Source organism: Paenibacillus barengoltzii G22 (genome assembly GCF_000403375.2).
GTDB classification, from domain to species: Bacteria; Bacillota; Bacilli; order Paenibacillales; family Paenibacillaceae; genus Fontibacillus; species Fontibacillus barengoltzii.
The window spans coordinates 1,087,603-1,110,548 of record NZ_KE159652.1 but is presented as its reverse complement, the minus strand read 5'-3'; the positions used below and the strand labels follow the sequence as shown (position 1 = coordinate 1,110,548).

18 protein-coding genes are annotated in these 22,946 nt (G+C 54.2%); 2 read left to right on the top strand and 16 right to left on the bottom strand.

The window, feature by feature from the left end; genetic code table 11:
- Positions 1-101 precede the first annotated feature (101 nt).
- The 9 genes from priA to C812_RS05105 all read right to left on the bottom strand — a co-directional run bounded on the left by priA (position 102) and on the right by C812_RS05105 (position 11,965).
- Positions 102-2,666, bottom strand: coding sequence for a primosomal protein N' (gene priA / locus C812_RS05145; protein ID WP_016311617.1), 2,565 nt, complete (start codon positions 2,664-2,666; stop codon positions 102-104).
- Positions 2,663-3,883: a bifunctional phosphopantothenoylcysteine decarboxylase/phosphopantothenate--cysteine ligase CoaBC gene (gene coaBC, locus C812_RS05140; protein WP_016311616.1), complete on the bottom strand. Its 1,221-nt coding sequence runs from the start codon at positions 3,881-3,883 to the stop codon at positions 2,663-2,665. Before coaBC ends, priA begins: the two co-directional genes overlap by 4 nt.
- A gap of 108 nt (positions 3,884-3,991) precedes the next feature.
- The gene (rpoZ, locus tag C812_RS05135) at positions 3,992-4,216 is read right to left on the bottom strand and encodes a DNA-directed RNA polymerase subunit omega (protein ID WP_016311615.1); all 225 of its coding nucleotides are present in this window, start codon (positions 4,214-4,216) and stop codon (positions 3,992-3,994) included.
- Between the two features lie 50 nt (positions 4,217-4,266).
- Entirely contained in the window at positions 4,267-4,845 is a 579-nt protein-coding gene (gene gmk / locus C812_RS05130) for a guanylate kinase (RefSeq protein WP_016311614.1), read from the bottom strand.
- A gap of 13 nt (positions 4,846-4,858) precedes the next feature.
- On the bottom strand, positions 4,859-5,119 hold the full coding sequence (gene remA, locus C812_RS05125; protein WP_009225246.1) for an extracellular matrix/biofilm regulator RemA: 261 nt from the start codon (positions 5,117-5,119) through the stop codon (positions 4,859-4,861).
- Between the two features lie 53 nt (positions 5,120-5,172).
- Positions 5,173-6,060 (bottom strand): YicC/YloC family endoribonuclease, encoded by an 888-nt coding sequence (locus C812_RS05120; protein ID WP_016311613.1) that lies wholly within the window; start codon positions 6,058-6,060, stop codon positions 5,173-5,175.
- A gap of 32 nt (positions 6,061-6,092) precedes the next feature.
- On the bottom strand, positions 6,093-8,018 hold the full coding sequence (locus tag C812_RS05115) for a bifunctional homocysteine S-methyltransferase/methylenetetrahydrofolate reductase (protein WP_016311612.1): 1,926 nt from the start codon (positions 8,016-8,018) through the stop codon (positions 6,093-6,095).
- Between the two features lie 233 nt (positions 8,019-8,251).
- On the bottom strand, positions 8,252-9,088 hold the full coding sequence (dapF, locus tag C812_RS05110) for a diaminopimelate epimerase (RefSeq protein ID WP_016311611.1): 837 nt from the start codon (positions 9,086-9,088) through the stop codon (positions 8,252-8,254).
- A gap of 72 nt (positions 9,089-9,160) precedes the next feature.
- Entirely contained in the window at positions 9,161-11,965 is a 2,805-nt protein-coding gene (locus C812_RS05105) for a calcium-translocating P-type ATPase, SERCA-type (protein WP_016311610.1), read from the bottom strand.
- Positions 11,966-12,164: 199 nt separating this feature from the next.
- Here C812_RS05105 and C812_RS05100 point away from each other — a divergent pair, with 199 nt between their 5' ends.
- Positions 12,165-13,934, top strand: coding sequence for an Rqc2 family fibronectin-binding protein (locus C812_RS05100; RefSeq protein ID WP_016311609.1), 1,770 nt, complete (start codon positions 12,165-12,167; stop codon positions 13,932-13,934).
- A 77-nt stretch (positions 13,935-14,011) separates the two neighbouring features.
- Here C812_RS05100 and C812_RS05095 read toward each other — a convergent pair whose 3' ends face one another.
- Together C812_RS05095 and C812_RS05090 are read right to left on the bottom strand one after the other, a co-directional pair.
- Positions 14,012-14,893, bottom strand: a complete 882-nt coding sequence (locus C812_RS05095; RefSeq protein ID WP_016311608.1) for a PHP domain-containing protein — start codon at positions 14,891-14,893, stop codon at positions 14,012-14,014.
- 30 nt (positions 14,894-14,923) lie between these two features.
- Complete coding sequence (locus C812_RS05090; RefSeq protein ID WP_036624348.1) at positions 14,924-15,829, bottom strand: selenium metabolism-associated LysR family transcriptional regulator; 906 nt, start codon at positions 15,827-15,829, stop codon at positions 14,924-14,926.
- Positions 15,830-16,222: 393 nt separating this feature from the next.
- On the opposite strand from C812_RS05090, the gene C812_RS05080 reads away from it, so the two are divergent.
- Positions 16,223-17,137 carry a transposase gene (locus tag C812_RS05080; protein ID WP_016311606.1) on the top strand — a complete coding sequence of 305 codons (915 nt, stop codon included), beginning with the start codon at positions 16,223-16,225 and terminating at the stop codon, positions 17,135-17,137.
- Positions 17,138-17,721: 584 nt separating this feature from the next.
- Here the strand turns inward: C812_RS05080 and C812_RS05075 are convergent.
- The 5 genes from C812_RS05075 to C812_RS05055 all read right to left on the bottom strand — a co-directional run bounded on the left by C812_RS05075 (position 17,722) and on the right by C812_RS05055 (position 22,934).
- Entirely contained in the window at positions 17,722-18,159 is a 438-nt protein-coding gene (locus tag C812_RS05075) for a hypothetical protein (RefSeq protein ID WP_016311605.1), read from the bottom strand.
- Between the two features lie 267 nt (positions 18,160-18,426).
- Positions 18,427-18,690 carry a YlbG family protein gene (locus C812_RS05070; protein WP_009225236.1) on the bottom strand — a complete coding sequence of 88 codons (264 nt, stop codon included), beginning with the start codon at positions 18,688-18,690 and terminating at the stop codon, positions 18,427-18,429.
- A 75-nt stretch (positions 18,691-18,765) separates the two neighbouring features.
- Entirely contained in the window at positions 18,766-19,203 is a 438-nt protein-coding gene (locus tag C812_RS05065) for a YlbF/YmcA family competence regulator (protein WP_016311604.1), read from the bottom strand.
- A gap of 105 nt (positions 19,204-19,308) precedes the next feature.
- Complete coding sequence (locus C812_RS05060; protein WP_016311603.1) at positions 19,309-21,246, bottom strand: helicase-associated domain-containing protein; 1,938 nt, start codon at positions 21,244-21,246, stop codon at positions 19,309-19,311.
- Entirely contained in the window at positions 21,243-22,934 is a 1,692-nt protein-coding gene (locus C812_RS05055; protein ID WP_016311602.1) for a DNA repair helicase XPB, read from the bottom strand. The genes C812_RS05060 and C812_RS05055 overlap by 4 nt, the downstream gene beginning before the upstream one ends.
- Positions 22,935-22,946 lie beyond the last annotated feature (12 nt).

Genomic DNA, 22,946 nt, shown 5'->3' with positions numbered 1-22,946 from the left:
CACTCCCTTTCCCGTCTTCACTTTCATAGTTTCTCTTGCTCTTTCCCTATTTTATCCCAAATATATGCTAGCGGATGAAAAATGGATCATTTCTTCCGTGCTTACATCAGCATTTGCGGATCGACATCGATACTGATCTGAAGCATTGCATCGCGCCATTGGTCCAGCGTTGCCGCGGCCGTCTCCCGGACCAGGCCTACCGCATCAAGATCGCCGCGGTATTTCACCATGCATTGGATTCGGTAACGGTTCTTGATTCGCGGGATCGGCGAAGCGACCGGGCCAAGTATGTCCAGCGCCGCCGGTACGAACCGATCCAGGCTGCCGAACCATCCCTGGCGTTGAGCTTTTGCCCGCAGATCGCCGGCAAAATTTTCAGCCATGCGCAGCAGCAGCGGCAGCTTCTCATGCGACAGCGTAACCAGGATCAACCGGCTGTACGGCGGATAATGCATCGTCTTGCGCGTCTTCAGCTCCTCGCGGACAAACGATAAATAATCGTGGCCGCTGGCATGGACGATCGAATAATGCTCTGGCATATAAGACTGGATAAATACCTCACCTGGCAGTTGGTGCCGCCCTGCACGCCCTGCAACCTGCGTGAGCAGCTGGAACGTCTTCTCCGCCGACCGGAAATCCGGGAAATTCAGCGCCGTATCCGCCGCGATGACGCCGACCAGCGTCACATCAGGAAAATCCAGCCCCTTCGCGACCATCTGCGTGCCTAGCAGTACATCGCCCTTTTTCTCGCGGAACGCCTGCAGCAGCTTCTCATGGGCGCCTTTTTCGCTAGTGGTGTCGACGTCCATGCGAATGACGCGGATGCCGGGAAACAGCTTGGCCAGCTCCCCTTCCACCCGCTGGGTTCCGGTACCGAAGTAACGGATATGCTCGCTGCCGCATTCCGGGCAAACAGAGGGCGCGACTTCCGCATAACCGCAATAATGACAACGCAGGTTGTTTGACTTCTGATGATACGTGAGCGAGATGTCGCAATTCGGACAACTTGCTACATACCCGCAGGTCCGGCACATGACAAACGTCGAATATCCCCGCCGGTTCAGCAGCAGCACGGTTTGCTCCCCGCGCTCCAGCCGGGCGGCGATGCCTTGATGCAGCGCACGGCTGAACATCGAGCGATTGCCTTCCTTCAGCTCTTCACGCATATCGACGATTTGCACGCCGGGCAGCCGGCTGCCGGCCGGACGCTGCTTCATCTCCAGCAGAATCGGGGCGAACTCCCCGTACTCGCCGCCTCCGGAACGCGCCGCGTGGTAGCTTTCCAGCGACGGCGTGGCCGAACCTAGAATCACGGCAGCCCCATGCTGGCGGGCCCGTCTCACCGCTACGTCGCGAGCATGGTATTTTGGCGTTTCCTCCTGCTTATAGGAGGTTTCATGCTCTTCGTCCATTACGATCAGCCCAAGCTTGCTGAACGGGGCGAAGATCGCCGAGCGCGCGCCAATCGCTACTTCGACGCGGCCTTCGCGGATTTTACGCCATTCGTCGTACCGTTCGCCGGTGGACAAGCGGCTGTGCAGTACCGCCACCTTCGCGCCGAAGCGCCCCTTGAATCGTTCGACCATTTGCGGGGTCAGCGAAATTTCCGGCACGAGTACGATCGCTTGGCGACCCGAAGCAATGCAGCGTTCGATCGTCTGCAAGTACACTTCGGTTTTGCCGCTGCCCGTCACACCGTGCAGCAAGAACACTTCATGCCGCTGAGCGTCCAGCGTTTCCGCAAGACGTTGGTAGACCAACTCCTGCTCCGGCGTGCGCGGCAGCGGCTCACTGCGCTGGAAGCGCCGGCCTTGGTACGGATCGCGGAACACCTCGACATCCTCGATGACGGCAAATCCCTTCTCCGCCAGCTTCTTCACAGTACCGGCGGTTACCTGCAGCGCCTGCAGAACGTCTTGAAGCGACTGCGGCAACCCCACCTCCAGCAGGTATTGCAATACTTCCTTTTGCCGACGCGCCTGCGGGCCAAACGACGCGAGCGCCTCCTGCGCCGCCTCGCCGCTGACTGCGGCAGCAACGGTTTTGACCGTCTTCTTGCGCACCTTGTCCTTGATCGCCTGGCTTTCCGTCAGCACGCCCCGGGCTAACATATCTTTAATGAGGCCGGCAGCCTCCGGATATTTAGCGCCTAGCTGATTCATCGTGACGGTGTCGGAAGCTCGGACGAAACGTAAAATTTCCTCTTCCGCCGGCGTGAGTAACTGCGATAACGTGAAGTTATTGGTTTCGCCTTCTGCCCGTCCAACCGCCCCGGTCAACGCCCCTTCTTCAGCGGCGTCATCCGCCACGCGAATATACCGCTCCGCCTTGCCCTTCAGCGCCGCCGGAATCATCGCTTGCAGCGCGGCAATGAGACTGCAGGCATATTTGCGGCTCATCCATTCCGCTAATTCCACCAGGTCCGGCGGCAGCGGCGGCATCATGTCAAGCAGCTCCTGAATCGGCTTCATCCGCGCCGGGTCCATCTCCGGCTGCTCATGTAAGGACACGACAAAGCCCTGAACCGTACGGCGCCCAAACGGAACACCCACCCGGCTGCCCACCTCGATCCAGCCAGCCATCGATTCAGGGATTAAATAGTCAAAAGGCCGGTCGGTTTCCCGGCTCGGCACATCAACAATCACTTTGGCCATACGGTAGGTCATTGGTCAATTCCCGCCAACCGTTCGGCAGCCAGCTCCATAATCTGCAGTGCCACCTCATCTTTGGGTCTCTGCGGCACGGATCTAACTAGGCCGGATGCGTCGTAGATGTTCACGATGTTCGTTTCGGAACCAAATCCCGCTCCCTGCGCGGTCACATCGTTCGCAACCAGAAGATCGCAGTTCTTGCGTTTCAGCTTATCCATGGCATACTGCTCCACATTTTCTGTTTCCGCGGCAAAGCCGATCAGGAACTGCGTTGTTTTTTGCTTGCCTAGGGTCTCTAGGATATCGATGTTTTTTACGAGCTCCAGCACAAGCGAATCCCCAGATTTCTTAATTTTCTGTTCGGCTACTTCCTTCGGTCGGTAATCTGCAACGGCGGCCGCTTTAACAAGGATGTCGGTATTCGCCCATACTGCTTGTACCGCCTCGAACATATCCTGAGCCGACTGCACGCGGGTAACCGAAATGCCAACTGGAGGCTCTACCTGCGTGTGCCCGGCGATCAACACGACCTCCGCACCGAGGCGCTGTGCTGCTTTGGCGATGGCGAAGCCCATTTTTCCCGAGGAATCGTTGGTAATATAGCGAACCGGGTCAATTCGTTCCACGGTCCCTCCCGCAGTGACGACAACTTTTTTGCCGGCCAAAGGTTTCTGCTCGATACGGGCTTCCCGTGCAAAATAATCCTTTACCACCCGGACAATCGACTCCGGCTCCTCCATCCGTCCTTTCCCGACATAACCGCACGCCAGGAGACCTTCGCCGGGCTCGATCATCATGACGCCGCGCGCCGTCAGCTCTGCCATATTCCGGACAACCGCCGGGTGCTCGTACATGTGCACGTTCATCGCCGGTGCCAGCATAATTGGCGCCTGGGTCGCCAGCAGCGTCGTCGAGAGCATCTCATCTGCGATCCCTGCTGCCATTTTGCCGATGATGTTCGCGGTGGCCGGAGCGACCAGCACCAGATCAGCCCAATCCGCCAAATTAATATGTGCGATGGAATCGGCGTGTTTTTCGTCAAAGGTATCGGTGTATACGAAATTTTTCGATAACGCCTGCATCGTCAGCTCTGTGATAAATTTGGTCGCAGATTGGGTCATAATGACGCGAACCTCCGCGCCTTCCTTCACCAGCTTGCTGCACAAGGATGCCGCTTTGAACGCGGCGATACCGCCGGTCACGCCTAACAAAACCTTCTTGCCGGTTAACATCGCTATCCCTCGCTTTCCCCAAACGAAAAAAATAACAACCTCGCGGTTGTCGTAAAAAGAAGCCCGGAGGCCTTTCGTATATGCTTTGTTCTCTGAATGAGTCTGGTGTTAGTCTTTGTTGATCTCTTCCGTCACTACGTCATCTTGTTTCAGCTTAATGTAGTCCCCGTAAATCTCTTCGAGGGCAATGCCCACTTGCTTGTGCGACTTCGGTTGCTTCAGTTCGCTCTTCTCCCCTTCACGCAGCTGTCTCGCGCGCCGGGAAGCCGCAACAACCAAAGAGTATTTGCTGCCGACTTTTCCAAGCATTTTGTCAATCGATGGATACAGCATGTTCAAAAACACCTCTTCTTATTTGGACTCATCGCCATATGAAGCGTTAGCTAGCACGACTTGCGAATTCTGCAATGCTCCGCGATGATAATGGATTGTATTCTCTGACAAGCTAAATCGATCTCGTCATTCACGACGGCGTAATCATAATTCTCCATCAGTCCGATCTCATGGGCTGCCACGCTCATGCGGTGATCGATCGTCGCCTGGTTCTCCGTCCCCCGACCTTGAATCCGGCCTTTCAGTTCATCAAGCGATGGAGGAAGCAGGAACACGAACACGCCCTCAGGGAATTTCTCTTTCACTTTGAGCGCTCCCTGAACCTCGATTTCCAAAATGATATCCTTCCCGCCAGCCAGCGTCTCCTCCACGAAATCGCGGGGAGTCCCGTAAAAATTGCCGACGTACTCCGCATACTCCAGAAGCTGATCATTCTCGATCATTTCCTGGAATTGCTCACGGGTTTTGAAGAAATAATTGACGCCGTTCTCTTCCCCAGCTCGGGGTTGCCGTGTGGTGGCCGAGACGGAATAAACCAGCTCCGGCATCCGCTTGCGCAGCTCAGTGCATACTGTTCCTTTGCCAACGCCAGACGGTCCGGATAATACGATAAGTAACCCTTTAGACATAGCTCTCTCCATTTTATTCGTCGTTGTCTTCTTCTTTGGTGGACAGACGATGAGCGACGGTCTCTGGCTGGACCGCCGATAATATCACATGATCGCTGTCCGTGATGATCACCGCGCGTGTACGCCGCCCGTATGTAGCATCGATCAGCATGTGGCGATCTCTCGCTTCTTGAATGATCCGCTTGATCGGCGCAGACTCGGGGCTGACGATCGATATGATCCGGTTGGCCGATACGATATTACCAAAGCCGATGTTAATAAGTTTAATTGCCATGTTCAGGTAGTTCCCCCTAATTTGCTTCACTCACCCGGCGCCGGGTAGATGGCTTACTCGAGATTCGCCGCCTGCTCGCGGATCTTCTCTAACTCAGCCTTCATCTCGACAACCAGGTTGACTAGAGCCAAATGATTGGCTTTAGATCCAATCGTATTGGTTTCCCGGTTCATTTCCTGTATGAGAAAATCCAGCTTGCGCCCTACCGGTTCATAAGCTTGAAGCAGACTGCGGCACTGTTCGAAGTGACTCTTCAGCCGAATCAGTTCCTCGTCGATGTTCGACCGGTCCGCAAACACGGCCACTTCCATCGCAAATCGCTGCTCATCGTAGTTCCCGTCCAGCAGTTCAGTTAGCCGATTCTTCAGACGGGTTCGGTACTCTTTCACAACTTCCGGAGCCAACCGAACCAGTTCGCCATGGATCGCTTCCAGCCGCTGTAGTCGCGCACCCAAATCGGCGGCTAAATGCTTCCCTTCCCGTTCCCGCATGCCTAAAAGCCCAATCAGCGCTTCCTCCAAGCCTTCGGTCAGCACCTGTTCCCATCCGGGATCAGCACTGCCGGCCGGAGCTGCTTCCTCGGGCGTCGTCAAGACATCCGGCAGAGATAGCAAATCTTTGGCGCTTAGCTTCGCGTCAACACCGTAGTGCTTGGCGAGCTCACCCGCTGCCTTCAGGTATGCTTCGACGACCGGACGGTTTAATACGTAAGGAAGGGTGCCGGATTCATCGCGTTCTTTACTGATGTATACATCAATGCGTCCCCGTTTGATATGGCGCTGAACCAGACGCCTTAGTCCGTCTTCGTAGCACGTCCATTCCCGCGGCATCCGCAGAACAACCTCAGCATACCGATGGTTGACGGACTTGATTTCAAATTGGACGACGTAACCGCCATATGATCTGACGGCCCCACCGTACCCAGTCATACTGTGCGACATAGGCATCACATCCGTTACCCTATTGTAATTGATTATGACAACCGAGACAAGTGGGCCGAGCCCCGTTTGGACTTCTCGCGAATATAATTCGTTAATGCGACATTCATTTCATAGAACATAAACGGCGTCATGAGATAAATCCCGTTAAAATGCTCCATCGCCGTATCGAGCAGCTCTTTGGCGATCTCAACGCCCATCGCCCGTCCCTCTTCGCCTTGCAGGCCTTCCATCCGCTTGCGAACTTCATCCGACAGCTGGATTCCAGGCACCTCATTATGCAAGTATTCAGCGTTCTTGCCACTGGCCAGCGGCATAATGCCGATGAAGATCGGCACGTCCAAATGCGCCGTTGCCTGCTTGATCGCCACGATCAGCTCCGGATCGTATACCGGCTGAGTCATGATGTAATCCGCGCCGGAGGCGATCTTCTTCTCCAGCCGCTCCACCGCTTTGTGCAAATGCTTTACATTCGGATTAAACGCAGCGCCTACGACGAATTTGGCCTTTTGCTTTAACGGCTTCCCAGAAAAAGAAATCCCTTCATTCAACTGCTTGATCATCCGAATGATCTCAAATGACGTCAAGTCGTACACCGAGCTCGCTCCCGGCAAATCGCCAAAGCGGGCAGGGTCGCCCGTCACCGCGAGCACGTGGTCGATGCCCAGCGCATCGAAGCCCATCATATGCGACTGCGTACCGATGAGATTGCGGTCCCGGCAGGCGATGTGCACCAGCGGTCTTACGCCAAGCTGAGACTGGACGAGATGTCCAAGCGCCATGTTGCTCATCCGCGTCACCGCCAGCGAGTTATCCGCCAGCGTAAGCGCATCGATGCCCGCTTCTTTCAAAGCAGCTGCGCCCTCCATAAATTTGGCAATATCCAGGTCGCGCGGAGGATCCAACTCAACGATAACGGTATGCCGTTCTTTCACGAGCTCGGTTAAGCTCGGAAGCTTGCGGTTCTCCCCGCCGCCGGATACAGCCTCCTTGTCGCTGGAGGCGACAGGCACGGCATTCGACTGCTCGTTGATTGATAGGCTAGCAGACAGCTGCGGCTTAGGCAGCTTCTGTTCCTTCGCCAGCGGCTGAGCAGCGTACCCTTCCAAGGCTTTGGCCATCGCGGCAATATGCTCCGGTGTCGTACCACAGCAGCCTCCAATCAATCTCGCCCCTAAATCGGCGAAAGCACGGGCACACTTTCCAAAATAATCCGGAGTCGCTCCATATACATATTCTCCATCGATATAGTCCGCCAAACCTGCATTTGGGAAAACGGACATCGGCACGTTGAGCGGCCCCTCCACGTCATCCATCACACCCATGATGCCTTTTGGACCGGAATGGCAGTTGAAGCCAACCACGTTCGCCCCTTCTTCAACCACCGCTCCAAACGCATCTGGAATCGTAAATCCGTCCAGCGTGCGTCCGATTTGATCGACGGCGAACTGGCAAATCACCGGAACGTCTGTCAGCTTGCGAGCTTGTCCCAAAGCGATTCGCATTTCCCCAAGGTCGTAAAACGTCTCGAACAGCAGCGCATCCACCCCTTCGCTCAGCAAAGCAGCAATTTGCTGCTCAAAATATTTGCCAAGCTCTTGGTCGGTGACGTTCGCCCGCTTGCCGCCGCGGATGGAACCAACCGCTCCTGCAACATACGCACGTTCGCCCGCTGCTTGCTTCGCGATCCGTACTGCAGCCCGGTTGATATCCTCCACCTTGGCCTCCAGTCCGAATTTAGACAATTTATAGTAATTTGCCGAAAACGTATTGGTTTCCAACAGCCTTGCCCCAGCATCGAGATAGCGGCGATGGATGTCGCCGATCACGTCGGGGCGCAGCAAATTAAATTCTTCATAAGAAATGCCGACCGGAAAACCCAACTGGTACAAATACGTCCCCATGGCCCCGTCGCCGACAATAACTTCGCGCTCCAAAGTCGCACGCAAATCCGGTTTCATGCTTCTGCCCCCTGACTGCCGTGAAGTTAACTCGCATTATGAATCAATCCCGGCGCAAACTATTATCATATTAATTTATCATAAATCGTTCTGATTGATAAGGTATCGCCGGTGAAGATCGCTGGTAGTTACCGTAAAAAAAGCCGGACTCCCGATCAGGGAACCCGGCAATTATTCATCGTCCTCTCGGATGAACGTTATACTTCGATTATTTCGACCACGTAAACTCCGATTTAAACTTCGACGTTACCTTTGTATACCGCTTCGGCTGGCCCCGTCATATAGACATGATTGTCGCGTTCATCCCATTCGATGAACAAGTCTCCGCCCTTGAGTCCAATCCAGGCGGCGCGATCCGTCAATCCGTTTAGGACGGAGGACACCAGCGTAGCGCAAGCGCCTGTACCGCAAGCCAGCGTTGGGCCTGCCCCGCGTTCCCATACGCGCATCTCCACCCGCTCACGATTCGTCACCGTGGCGAATTCTACGTTGATCTTGCGCGGGAAGTATGGGTGTACCTCCAGCTTCGGTCCCCACGTGGTCACTTCGAAATTCGACGCATCATCCACATAGATGACGCAATGTGGATTGCCCATCGAGACGGCCGTAAACTTAAATTCTTGACCGTCCGTCTCAATCGGCTGGCTTACTATCGGATTTTGATTCAGCGTCGTTGGAATTGTCAGGCCGTCCAGGATCGGTTCGCCCATGTCGACCCGCACCGTCTTGACCACACCGTCTTCGACCTGCAAGGTCACTTGCTGAACGCCTGCTCCCAACGTTTCAATCGTTACGCTGTCTTTATCCACCAGACGGTTGTCATAGACGTATTTGGCTACGCAGCGAATCGCGTTGCCGCATTGTTCTGCTTCCGTACCGTCCGAGTTAATAATCCGCATTTTGAAATCCGCTTTGTCCGACGGGAGAATAAATACCAATCCGTCCCCGCCAACGCCAAAATATCGGTCACACCACCGGATCGCCAGTTCGGATACGTTATCCGGCAGCTGTTGTTCACCATAAAATACGAGAAAATCGTTACCTAGTCCATGCATTTTTGTAAATTCCATGCTAACCCCACTCCTGCATCGTTGGATGATAGGGTTAGTCTACGCCTTTGCCCGGGAGAAAAGCTATTGATTTTATGCACGAATGTTTGTACTTTTCGCGGTAACAAAGGGACGCGGCCCACTGCTGCGCCGTTTCCGATTGCCTGACCAGACGCTGCCCGCGCCCATTAGGAAGGTCGGAATGCCTGCGGCCACCAGCGTGATTGCCCACTCCCGCGTGCCAAGCGGTACCGTTTTGAAGATCGGCTGAAGCGGTTCAATGTACATGACGCCAAGCAGCAGCACAATCGACGACAGGACGGCGGCCACTAAATATTTATTTTGCAAAATGTTACGATGGAAAATCGACCGCGAGCTGCGGCAATCAAACACATGGATCAGCTGCGCCATAACCAGCGTCGCGAAGGCGACGGATTGCGCTTTGACCAGTTGGGCCGGATCCGACGGCGCATGGCGCAGCGTCAGCCAGAACGCCCCCAGCGTACATACGCCGATCAGCACGCCGCGGCTGATGATCTTCCACCCTAACCGACGGGCAAAAATATTTTCGTTCTTGCCGCGCGGCTTGTGCTCCATCAAGTCTTTTTCCGGTTGATCGACACCGAGTGCCATCGCTGGCAAACCGTCAGTCACCAGGTTCACCCACAATATCTGGATCGGCAGCAGCGGCAGCGGCAAGCCTGCCAGCATGGCGAAGAACATCGTCAGAATTTCGCCGACATTGGAGGCCAGCAAATAACGAATAAACTTGCGAATGTTCTCGTAAATGCTGCGTCCTTCCTCAATTGCAGCGACGATCGACGTAAAATTGTCATCGCTGAGGATGAGCGAGGACGCTTCTTTGGAGACGTCGGTGCCGGTCATGCCCATGGCGATGCCGATATCAGCGGCTTTGATGGCCGGCGCATCGTTTACGCCATCGCCGGTCATCGCCACCACATGCCCGTTCCGCTGCAGCGCCTTCACGATCCGCAGCTTATGCTCCGGCGACACCCGGGAGTAGACGTAAGTGTGCTCTACCTGCTTCTCCAGCTCCTCGTCGCTCAGCATCTCCAGCTGCTGGCCTGACATCGAGGTGCCGCCCCGCGGCAAAATACCCAGATCGGCGGCGATCGCTTCGGCGGTCAGCCCATGGTCGCCGGTGATCATCACCGTCTTGATGCCTGCCCGGCGGCAGACGGTAATCGCGTCCCGCACTTCGCGGCGCGGCGGATCGATCATGCCGGTGAGGCCTACGAAGATCAGTTGGGATTCCACTTGATCTTCATGCTCAGCCCCCTCGGTTGGCTTCAAATCGCGGTAGGCCAGCCCAAGCACCCGAAGGGCACTGCGGGCCATTTGTTCGTTGGCTGCTTGCACTTTCTGCCGGAACGTGCCGGTGAAGGGCACCACTTTGCCATCCCACAGGATATAAGAGCAGCGTTCAAGCAACATATCCGGTGCCCCTTTGACAAGCGCCATTTTGCCGCCTTGATGGGAGACGATGACGGACATCCGCTTCCGCTTGGAATCAAAAGGAAACTCCTGATCGCGGACATACATTCCGCTCAAGGTTCCCGGCGTCATTCCCATTTTGGACGCCAGCGTTACCAACGCTCCCTCGGTTGGATCGCCCTTCAGCTTCCAGACCGAACCACCTGCAGCGGCTTCCTCCTTCGTCTTGCGGCGGCCGCGCTTCTCCGGATCGTCCTCATAGATCACCGCATTGCTGCACAGCGCGCTGATCTGCAACAACCGGCGCAAGCTTTGATCATTGCGCATATCGACTGGCTTGCCCTGGTCCAGAATATTGCCAACCGGCTCGTAGCCTTCGCCTGTCACTTCCAGCGACCGGCCTTCCAGCCACACCCGGGTTACGGTCATTTTGTTTTGAGTCAGCGTGCCGGTCTTGTCCGAACAGATGACCGTAGCGCAGCCCAGCGTTTCCACCGACGGCAGCTTGCGGACGATCGCCTTGCGTTTGATCATACGCTGCACGCCTAGTGCCAACGCGATCGTCACGATAGCTGGCAGACCTTCCGGGATCGCAGCCACGGCGAGACTCACTCCGGCGAAGAACATGCTGGCCGCCGGCTGTCCCTGCAGAATCCCCAGCAGCACCACAACGACGGTCAATCCAAGCGCCACATAAATCAAAATTTTGCCGAGCTGCTCCAGACGTCGTTGCAGCGGGGTTTCTTGGACTTCGGTATTTTGGATTAAATCGGCGATTTTCCCCATCTCGGTGTCCATGCCCGTGCGGATAACGATCCCCCGGCCCGTCCCGCGGGTAATCATCGTGCCCATGAAGCCGATGTTCTTCTGATCGCCCAGCGGGACGTCGCTTTCACTAAGCACCCCCGCATGTTTGCCCACCGGATGCGATTCGCCAGTCAACGCAGATTCCTCCACGTCCAAGCTGTTCGTAGATAACCACCGGATATCAGCCGGAATCCGGTCCCCGCTTTCCAGCAGGACAATATCCCCTGGAACAAGCTCTCTGGCAGGAATATGCTTGACGACGCCTTGGCGCAGCACGTTGGCATGGGGCGCGGACAGTTCTTTTAATGCCCGCAGGGAACGCTCCGCACGAAATTCTTGGATAAATCCAAGCACCCCGTTCAGAATGATGATGGCGATGATGGTGACGGCATCCAGATACTCGCCGAGAAAACCGGATATCAGCGTGGCACCCATCAGCACCAGCATCATAAAATCCTTGAACTGGTTCAGGAACAGCAGAATTGGAGAGATGCGCTCTCCTTCCTTCAGTTCGTTCCAGCCAAATTCCTCGCGTCTCTTCTGCGCTTCTTCATCGGTCAGGCCCTGTTCACGCGTGACGCCGAAGTGTTGCAGAAGCGCATCACTGCTCCACTGGTGCCAGTTTTTTTGTTCCATCCTCCTTAATTCCCCTTCCGTTTATTATGCAGTATCGGCGTGAAGGCTTTTCCACCTAGGGTAAATGTATTCCAGCCAGTCCCAAATTATCACAGGGGAGCCCTTAAGTTTTTGCCCGAAGTATGGCATCATAGAAGGGGGCTTTCTCGTGAAGGCGCCGTTTTCATACCAAAGTTTCAGAACAGGAGATTATCATAAAATGGCACTCGACGGCATCGTAACCCGAGCGATCGTACACGAATTGCAAGCCTGCATCGGCGGTCGCATCAATAAAATACACCAGCCCGCGGAAAGCGACCTCGTCTTTCACTTGCGCACGCAAGCAGGCAATAAGCGGCTTCTGCTGTCGGCGAATCCGACATACCCGCGGATTCACTTCACGGAAAGTTCATTTCCGAATCCGCTGGAGGCACCGATGTTCTGCATGCTGCTGCGCAAGCACTGTGAAGGCGGGACCATCGAAGCGGTGACGCAGGTCGGCATGGAGCGGATCATCCATATCGACGTCCGTACTCGCGATGAGCTTGGAGATTTATCCATCAAGCGGATCATCATCGAATTGATGGGACGGCACAGCAACATCATCCTGGTTGATCCGGCCACCGGCACCCAGTTGGACGGGATACATCACGTGACGCCGGCCATTTCCGGCTATCGGGTCGTCATGCCCGGCTTCGCCTATACCGCGCCGCCGGAGCAGCACAAGCTTCATCCGCTCGAAGCGGATCGGGCGGCGTTTATGGGCGCCTGGCAAACGGCAACAGCCGAAGGCAAAGGCACCGGCAGCAACTGGCTGGTCGATGCCTTCGCCGGGCTCAGCCCGCTAATCGCCGGCGAAATCTACGCCCGCGCCGGAGTCAGCGGCATTGCAGCCGAGATCGGGCTTAACCCGGAGGAGGCGGAGCGGTTATGGGGGGCTTTTAACGGATTGATGGAGGAGGTTCGCAGCCAGAACTATTCCCCCATGACCGGCGAAAACGCCAAAGGAAAAAGCATCTTCTCCGCCGTCCGTCTCACAAGCGCCCACGGGGAGATTCGCACCTATTCTTCGATCAGTGAATGCATGGAAGATTACTACGGGGATAAAGCGCTGCGGGATACGGTCAAACAGAAGACGAGCGACCTGCTGCGCTTCCTGCAAAACGAGCGAAACAAAAACATCAAGAAGCTGACCAACCTGGAGAAGGATCTAAGCGAAGCCGAGGATGCCGAACGTTACCGCATCTGGGGTGAGTTGCTGCTGCCTTCGTTGCATGCGATTCGCAAAGGGGACACCAGCGTGGAGCTGATCAACTACTACGATGAAGAGCAGAAAATGGAGACGATTCCACTGGATCCGCTGCTAACCCCATCGGAGAACGCCCAGCGGTATTTTAAGAAGTACAACAAATTTAAGAACAGTCTCGCGGTCATCGAAGAACAGATGAAGCTGGCGAAAGAGGAAATTGCTTACCTCGACGGCTTGCTGCAGCAGTTAAACGATGCGACGTTAAGCGATATCGACGAAATCCGCGAGGAGTTGACTCAGCAGGGATATTTGCGAGACCGGGCCAAGCGGGGCAAGAAGAAGAAAAAGAACGACCGTCCGACGCTGCACGTCTATACTTCGTCGGAGGGCATCGAAATTTACGTCGGCAAAAACAACCTGCAAAACGAATACGTCACCAACCGGCTCGGCAAACCCAACGATACTTGGCTCCATACGAAGGATATCCCGGGTTCCCACGTCCTGATCCGCAGCGAGTCATACGGAGACGCAACGCTGAATGAGGCCGCGCAACTTGCCGCTTATTTCAGCCAGGCGAAGCAATCCAGCAGCGTTCCGGTGGACTGCACGCTCATCCGCTACGTCCGCAAGCCAAACGGCGCCAAGCCCGGCTTCGTCATTTATGACCACCAACGGACGTTGTATGTCACGCCGGATGAGCAGCTTATTAAATCGTTGCCAAACACGGTGAAGAACGGCTGATGGCTATTGGTAGCCCAATCAAAAACGGTGTTCCATTAGGGTCCATAGATGTATAGACCCTTTGGAACACCGTTTTTTCAGTTCTTTGCAGTCCGTCTGGCCGCCTCTGCCGCCTGTTTCAACCGTTCCACCGTACCCGGCGGTGCCGTGCGTCCACCTAAATCACCGTGAAAAACAACCCCCTGCCGCACACCGTGATAATCAGATCCCCCGGTAACGATTAGCCCGTACTGCTCGGCCATGGCGGTATAACGGCTCTCCTCTTCTGGGCCGTGGTCAGAATGGTACACTTCAATCCCATCCGGCTTCCCGTGCTCCAGGATTGACCGTACCAACTCGTCGTCCCCGTACAAACCCGGATGCGCTAACACTGCCGCGCCGCCTCCCTCATGAATCCACATGATGGCCTCTTCCGGTGCTATGCGCGGCAGAGAAGCATAGCCGGGTTTGCCTTCGGCTAAATATCGATCAAAAGCCTCGCGCATATCCGATACATATCCCTTGCGAACAAGGGCATCTGCGATATGAGGCCGGCCTAGGCTTTCCCCCGGACGCAGCGGCCGGTCCAGCCCAGCTTGCACTTCCTCCATCGTAATCTCAACGCCTAACTGCTGCAGCTTCGCGATAATTAGATGATTTCGCTCCTCCCGAACCGAGCGCAGCCGGGCCAAGCGCTCCTGAAGCTGCTCATCCTCGTAATCCAGGAAGTATCCCAACACATGGATGTCTTTGCCCCCGGCCCTTGTGCTGATTTCAATGCCGGGGACAACGTCCACGCCAAGCTCCTGCCCGGCCAGCAATGCTTGCTCAATCCCGGCAACGGTATCGTGATCTGTGATAGCCAAGCCAGTGAGCCCTTTTTCCTTGGCCAGCCTTACGTTTTCCGCCGGCTTATTCATCCCGTCCGAAGCTTGGGTATGTGAATGAAGGTCATAACGTTCGTCTGCCAATGGTTTCATGTGATCCCATCCTTCATTTTCTCAATGGTTTTATGCAGTTTGTGAATTTTCCCGCAGAAAAGTCAAAAACGTCACTGCGGTGACCGGCAACAGCGTCGATTTTAAATGGATCGAATAAAACATCCGTTTAAAAGACAACCCTTCAATATCCAGCACCTCCAGCAGTCCCAGCGCCTGCTCATGCTTAACGGAAGAAGGCGAAATAATTGTGATGCCGATCCCGGCCTCGACGGCTGATTTTACCGCCCCCGTGCTGCCAAGCTCCATCACAGTACGAAGTTGGTTGATGTCAACGCCGCATCTCCGCAATTCATCCTCCATCACCTGACGGGTGCCAGAGCCTTTTTCCCGCAGTACAAAGGGGTAATGAATCGCTTCCTCCACCGTTACGGACCTTCTCCCTGACAGCGGGTGACCGGCGGGAACAATCAGCTTAAGCTCATCCTCCATGACAGGTTCAGATACCAAATCCGGATGTTGAACCGGTGCCTCAACTAACCCAAAATTCAGTTGGTGATTCAGAATCTCCTCAATGATTTGCGTCGTATTGATTACCTTCATCACAATTGAAATATGAGGATATCGCTGCCCAAACGGACCTAGGAGCCGAGGAAGGACATATTCCCCGATCGTCAAGCTGGAGCCGAGCTGAAGCCGCCCTTCCAGCATTGACGTATGCCGCGACATGGCCTGCTCCGTTTCACGAATTAACTCAACGCTTTGGCGAGCAAACGGCATTAAAGTTTGTCCGGCTTCCGTTAATTCGATTCTTTTGGTAGAACGGATCAGTAGCTTGGTGCCGAAGTAATCTTCCAGCGATTGGATTTGCATCGTAACCGCAGGCTGAGTCATGTGCAGGGCCTGGGCTGCAGCCGAGAAGCTGCCACGCTGCGCCACCGTATAGAAAATATGAAGCTGGTGATAGTTTAACGCCATCGTCCGGCACTCCCCTTTCTCTCCATTGCAAAGCTCTCCATTAACAATAGCATGCTCGCCCCAACTACATAAAGTGCCCGTACCATGAATTTGATGCAGGATCAAAAAAACGCGCTTGTATATAGTCTTGTGCGCCTCTTTTGCACCATTATCCCTTTTGCTCAGAAGAGGGAGATTCAGGAGGATCATCTTCTTACCGCCCTTTTTGCACCATTATCCCCTTTGTTCAGAAAAGAGGGGCCGATAAGCCCGATGGTAAGGAGGTTACCCGGAAATCCGATCAACCTCTGAATATCGGATGGTCAATGTGTATTTTTTTCTTGATGATAGAACGTACGTTTGGTATAATTTAGAAAAGAGAACGTATGTGCGCATTTAATGGAGGAAGCGGACATGAAATTAGGCATGAATACGGAGCATCAAGCTATCAGCCATCGTTTTCAAAATGAAGCCGACTGCATCGAGGCGATCATCGCGATGAAGTGGCCAAATGGCTTTGTCTGCCCGCGCTGCGCTTATACCGAGTGCACCCGTCTGTCCACTCGACATATTCCTTTATTTGAATGCGGAAAATGTGGCTATCAAGCCTCTCCTTTGGTCGGCACCATTTTTGAAAGAACCCATTTGCCTTTGGTGAAGTGGTTTCAAGCACTGGAGCTGTTCCTGCTCCCAGATGGCATCTCGGCGCTGCGGTTGAGTCAGGTAATCCAAGTGACCTACAAGACCGCTTGGCTCATGCTGCACAAAATCCGCCATACCCTCGGTGAATGCGATGCGAAGGTTTTGCTCTCTGGAGAAGTCAAAGTGTGCCGCGATCAATATGGGACGGATACCAGACGCTTTCATCCTGCTGATCAACCTTATGCCACCGCGGTTGTTACCGGCTGCACGGTAACGGAGACTGGCGAACCCGAGCGAGTGAAGATTCAACTGATTCCGCACAAAAGAGGAGGGGGCGAGCAACAGGCTGACCGGAGCGATCTTGAGGCATTCATCAACAAGTATGTCGATGGACAACACACCTCAACCAAGCGGTGGTTTCCTTTCGCTTATCGGATGTATCTGCCCTTGCGGAGAGTCGTGAGACAAGCAAGAGACTCGATCCGACGCACGTATGTCTCGCTAGGAATAACGCATTTGCAGGCGTATTTGAACGAGCACACCGTCCGCCGTTACCTGCGCATGACTTGTTCCGAGGAAGAGATGCGCCAAAACCTGCTGCAGATGTGCTTGTCCATTCCTGCGATCTCTTACGACCAGTTAGTTACACATCGACAAAAACACCCGTCCATTGCAACAGCGGCTTAATTCACTGCTCCTGCGCTCCCTTACCGCCAGTTAATCTCAAGTCGTGTAATCTCACCAGTTGCGGATGCGGCTTAATCGAGGGGTTTCGAGCACTCCATATTTAGTGAGTTGTCCGTATGTATTTATTTAGTCACTCGTATTTATCGAGTTAGCCATATTTTTTGCAATAAACCACTTAATTGCCTTTTTGAAACGTACTGATCAGCTCCTTGCAACTATTTTCATACCTTTATCGCTTTCTTAACTTCTGAGCATTTTCGATCCCCAGTTTTCACTTATTCCATCACCTGATGTAACGGGATAATGGTGTAAAAGGAGTGGGAAGACTACATTAATCCTGCCCGTCATCACACCCTATCCCCTCACACCCCTACACAAGCGTAGACGTGAGTAACGTCAGGGAACGAAAGAGGGCGTATTCAAGTTGCAGAAAAATCAGGGAAATCGGATTTGACACAACAGGCTAAAATGTCAAAAGAAGCAGACCGGTTAACGGCTGCTTCTTTCCAGATCGTTCTTTGTTTTCGCTTTCATCTTCATTTTCGTTTTCAGCCTTGTTTTTGTCTGTCCTATTCCCGCAGCTCCTAGCGGCGCTTGCGACTGTTCTTCATCAGCGTCATTCGCCGGGAATGGCGAAGCCAGGAATAATAAGATTTTAGATCACGTAATTCAATGGTTTCCGACATCCGTCCAAGAAAGGTAACGATGATCATGCGGTGCATCGGGCGTCCGGCAAGGTCGAACTCGCCGGGAATTTCCGCAAATTCGGCCACCATCACAAGATCGTCATCAACTAAATAGACGTCCTCTTCCTTGCGATAATATGGCGTAATGCGTCCCTGCTTTAAACATTCCCAAGCCCATCCGGCAATCTGTTCAAACCCGACATTATCCCGATCAATTCTGTCCTGGTATCGGAGCTTGGCATGGTTCGTTACTACGATATCGGCAACTCTCTTGTCCCCTAGTTGAATATAGAAGGATTCATAGGTTCTCCAGCGTTCCGTTGCCTTGTCTCTCATGCCGCACCTCGCATTTTATAGGTCTTTATGGATAGAAAAGTAGGTCATTTGCCAATAATTAGGACTTTTTAACTAAGCTCTTTTACCTATTATATTACAACAATCCCTAATTTTCTACAAGATTTAAGTATTTTTTGCCAAGAAAAAACGGGTCGATAGAACTATATTTAGCGCAAAAAAATCTGCAAGAGTTCAAACGCAAAAAAGCCGCGCAACGGTTGCTCGCTGCGCGGCTTTTGGCATTCGGAATCGCTTGATCTACTTCAATTAGAGTCCGTAGAAGCGGGTTTTGTCCGGGACGTCCTTGCTGTATTCGGTTTTGATTTCCCCACGGTAAGACCGCTCGATTTTGCGAACATAAGATAACTTACGGATATTGCGCATCGTCTCTTCCGCTCGATCTGCATTCACATACATCACCACGTAATGCATGCGGCGGGATAGATAATGCACGCTTCCGTATTTTTCTAAGTTCCTAGCCGCTTTCAAGTCACTCACCCATATGATATATCCTGTACGCTCCGGAAACATGACTTTCCCCTCCCGTGGCTTAACTACCTGGAAATTCCGGTAACAATGATCCGGAATGATCGGCTGCTTACTCGCTTAGCCGCAACCGCAGCTTCCACCAGCGCCGCATCCGCCTTTTGGATTCGGATCATTGCTCGGCACCTTGATCGTATCGGAAACGGCATGTGCTATCATTTCCGACATCTGGTGAAGGATATCGTCGAGCTCGTTCTCAGCAGCTTTAAACTTCCGAACTGCCTCGAAACGCTCTAACTCTCGCTCCACCTCGGCCACTTTCTCCTTGGCTTCGTGATAATTTGGATGGTAATGTCCGAAGCGTTCGGTTTCCCGGAACAGCTCCTTCTGAGCTTCCAGCTTCTTGACCCATGCCTGAATTTCGCTATCTTCTTCCACGCGCTTTTTCCAATACAAATATTCGGATACAGCGGCGGATTGGTTTATCATATCGCCCAATTCATAGGCGTTGATCAGCACTTCGGCCATGTCGACCGTATTCTTCGCGACTACGCTCATGAATTTTCATCTCGCTTTTGCGGTTAATGTTCCACCCAATAGGTAGACGTCACTATCATACCACAATCCTTTAGTGAGCAGAAGAGGTTCATCCTTCCTTGACTCTCATTTGCGTATGCCTGCTGGGAGAATTAGGCGAATCGCTTGCCAATCTCGGGGAGACAGCTGCACTTCCTTCTCTGAGATGTCCTTCTCCTGAGCCGCTGATGACGGAACCTGCCGCACTCTGACAAGCCAATCCGATTCGCCCTCCACGATGGCCAGCGGCACGCAAACCACGGTATCTCCGCCGATCTGCAGCATGAGCTTGGCAGACCAGGCCAAAGCTCGTTCGATCAGTTCACGAGCGGTCGAAGCGTGATAACGCCGTAATTCCTTCCACCACATGACAGGGATCTCCGATAAACCCGGGAACAGCTCGTCTACATCTGGCGGGCGGGTTTCCTGCTCATAAAAGTGCAGATCTGCTCCTTTATAAATCCAACCTTGCCCCTTCTGCACGATCTGCTCCTTGTCATTTGACCGGGTGACCTCCATTTCCGTAAGCTTCGGAAGCACCGGATCATCAGGGACAGAAGTGCCCCGTTGAGCCGGGGCCAATCGCTCACTATCCAGAATCTTAATCACTTCTGCTTCGCTCTCCGACGTTACAAGAAAATGAAGGGGACCAATTCGCTCCAGCTTGCCGGCCAGCGATGCCAAGTCGGCAATACGATCCGCAGCTTCCGAATCTGCACAGCTGAGCAGCTTCACTTCGGTAAGCGTCGTGCGGCCGATTTCCCGCCCCCATTGGAGCAAGCTGTCTCGAACAGGCGCCGGCACTCCGGCGGAATGCTCCTCCAGCAACTGCAAGATCTCCTGCGGCGTACGCCCCAACCGACCGGCCTGCTCCAGACCTGCACGCGTCAGACGATATACGCTCATCATGCCGGACGAAGCCAGTTCCGCGCAAAACTCCAGCTCAAACCGGACCGTAAACGGCACGTCCGGCGGAACCAACAGCTCAAAATCCGGCTGCACGATAAGCTTCTCCTTCACCGAGGGGGAGGACTGAGGTGAAGGGAGAACCTCAGGCGAAGAAGTCTCCCGGTCAATCAGCCAACGGAACATCAGGCCATCCTCTGGATGGCGGCCAAGCTCCATCCAGCCGAAGCCGCATAAAGCTTCAAGCCAACCCTCGGTCCAAGCAGCGCGCTCCGGCGACAGGTCGCCTCCCCCAGCTCCCAGCAACCCCTGATCTTGGAGCGAACCAAGCAGTTCCTCCACCGAATACCAGACGCCGCGTTTCAAATCCGGTGCCGTGAGTCGTAATGCGACATGCTGCAGTCCGACGTCCGCCGGAACATAGCGCTGTAGTATCTCGCGCAATAGGACGAAGTTCATTGCGGGGACGTCCAAGGACAGCCATGCTGCCATTCCCGGTACATCCGTCCGCCAAACGGCCCTCTCCTTGGCGATCAATCCTAGCGCCAGCAGCAGATCCATGACGACCGCTAACGCAGGAGAATAAACGTCTGGATGTGGATAGTTAAGCTGCAGACCTGCGATATCTTCGGCTTTCAGTACAATTCGATCTTCCAGCTTACTGCGTTCCTTCTGATGGATAGTCCCTTTCGCCGTCATCCGCAATCCATTGCCCGCAATCCAAGTCAAAGCGCGGAATAAATCTAAAGCCAATCCAGATTTGGCCTCTCGTTCAAGTTCCACACGCGCCGGGTCCTGCTCCCGCAGTTCCGTATACCCCCATGTCTTCCACAGGTCTAGCTGACGGTCCAGCGGAATGTAATACAGCTTCTCTCCCCAAGCTTTGCGAACCGCCGCGATCTCCCCGGAGCACAGGAGTGCCGGCAATGCAGCACGAACGTCAGCCCCACTCATGCTGCCAGCCGCGGCGGCATTCGCCTGCTCCAGCCGAAACGGCTGTCCAGCGTAACGCCGAAACAGAAGTCGGAGCGCCTCGATCTCCACTTCGTTTAAATGACCTCGAACCGGCTCATCTACCAAACAATCTTCGTACGCCGGCATTTCTGACCGACCGCTCATGCTTCGACCCCCTCCTGCTCACGCCGCACGGCATACTCATAACCTTGCTCCAGCAAAAACAACTGCCTCCGGAGCGCAAATTCTTGTTCACGGGTATTTTCCGACACGAGGGTATAAAAATAAGCCCTGCCGCCGTCTCGCTTCGGCCGCAGAATTCGACCGAGGCGCTGCGCCTCCTCTTGACGCGAACCAAAGCTGCCGGAGATTTGAATCGCTACCGACGCATCCGGCAAATCCACCGCAAAATTAGCTACTTTAGATACGGCCAGGACCGGAATTTCCCCTTCGCGGAATGCCTGAAACAATCGGCTTCGTTCCGCCTGAGGCGTACTTCCGGTTATGAGCGGAACATGGAGTTCTGCGGCGATGCTTTGCAGCTGATCTAAATATTGACCGATAATAAGCACCTGACGATCTCGATGCCGGTCCAGCAAGCGCCGCACGATCTCGTTCTTATACGGGTTCTCCGCGGCGATTCGAAACTTCTCCCGCCCTTCTGCGCGGGCGTATTGATTCTGTTGCGGTTCGGGCATCGCTACCCGGATCTCTTGACAATTGACCTGGGCGATAAAACCGCTCTCTTCCAGCGCTCTCCACGGGACATCATACCGTTTGGGTCCGATCAAGGAGAAGACGTCCCGCTCGCAACCGTCCTCACGAACTAGGGTGGCGGTCAGCCCCAACCGACGGGTCGCCTGAATATCAGCGGTTGCACGGAAAATCGGTGCCGGAAGGAGATGAACTTCATCGTAAATAATCAGTCCCCAATCCCGTTCTTGGAACAAGGACATATGCTTGAAGTCGTCTTCTTTTCGAGCTCGATGAGTCAAGATTTGATAGGTTGAAACCGTCACCGGCTTGACTTGCTTTTTCTCTCCCGAATACTCTCCAACCGCTTCCGGCGGCAAAGTCGTTTTCGAAGTAATTTCGGCGATCCATTGACGTACCGAGGTTACATTGGAGGTTAAAATCAGTGTCTCACACTGGAACCGTTCCATGGCAGCTAGTCCTATTACGGTCTTCCCTGCCCCACAAGGAAGTACGACAACCCCGCTTCCGCCTTCGCCAGCTTTACCGGCAAATGCAGCGACTGCTTCCTGTTGGTACGGTCTAAGTCGAAACGGCCTTCCTCCTTCCAGTTCCTCTCGAAGCGCAAACTTCAGATTGCGGCCTTGGTGATAGCCCGCTTCGTCCACGACAGGATAACCTAGCCGGGCAAGCTCCCGTTTTAAACTGCCGCGCGAAGCCGCAGAAAGAAGAAGATGATGCTCATCCACCAAATTCCAAGTCCCTGCAGGTAAATCCAGTTGTCGGGATAAACGCTCCAGAAACTCTTCTTCCGCTCCAACATACTCCAGTTCCAATCGCTCCGCTTCATCCGGAAACGGGCGCAGCTTCAACTGTCCGAACCTTCCCATCCAGTTACGAATGTCCTCAGCTGCGCCGCTCGGCAGTCCATATCGGGCCATGGCCCTAAGCTCTTGTAGCACTCGGTCTGCATCAATCCCGCAAGAAGCCGCATGCCACAAGGTGAGCGGAGTGATTCGATATGTATGATAATAAGCCGGGCTCTTCACCAACTCGGCATAATGGGACAACTGTTCCCGCGCCGTTTCGAAGCCGGGATGCTCCTTCTCCAGCAGCACCGTCAAATCTCGCTGAACGATACATGCTCCCGTTTCTATCATCGGTTATGCCCT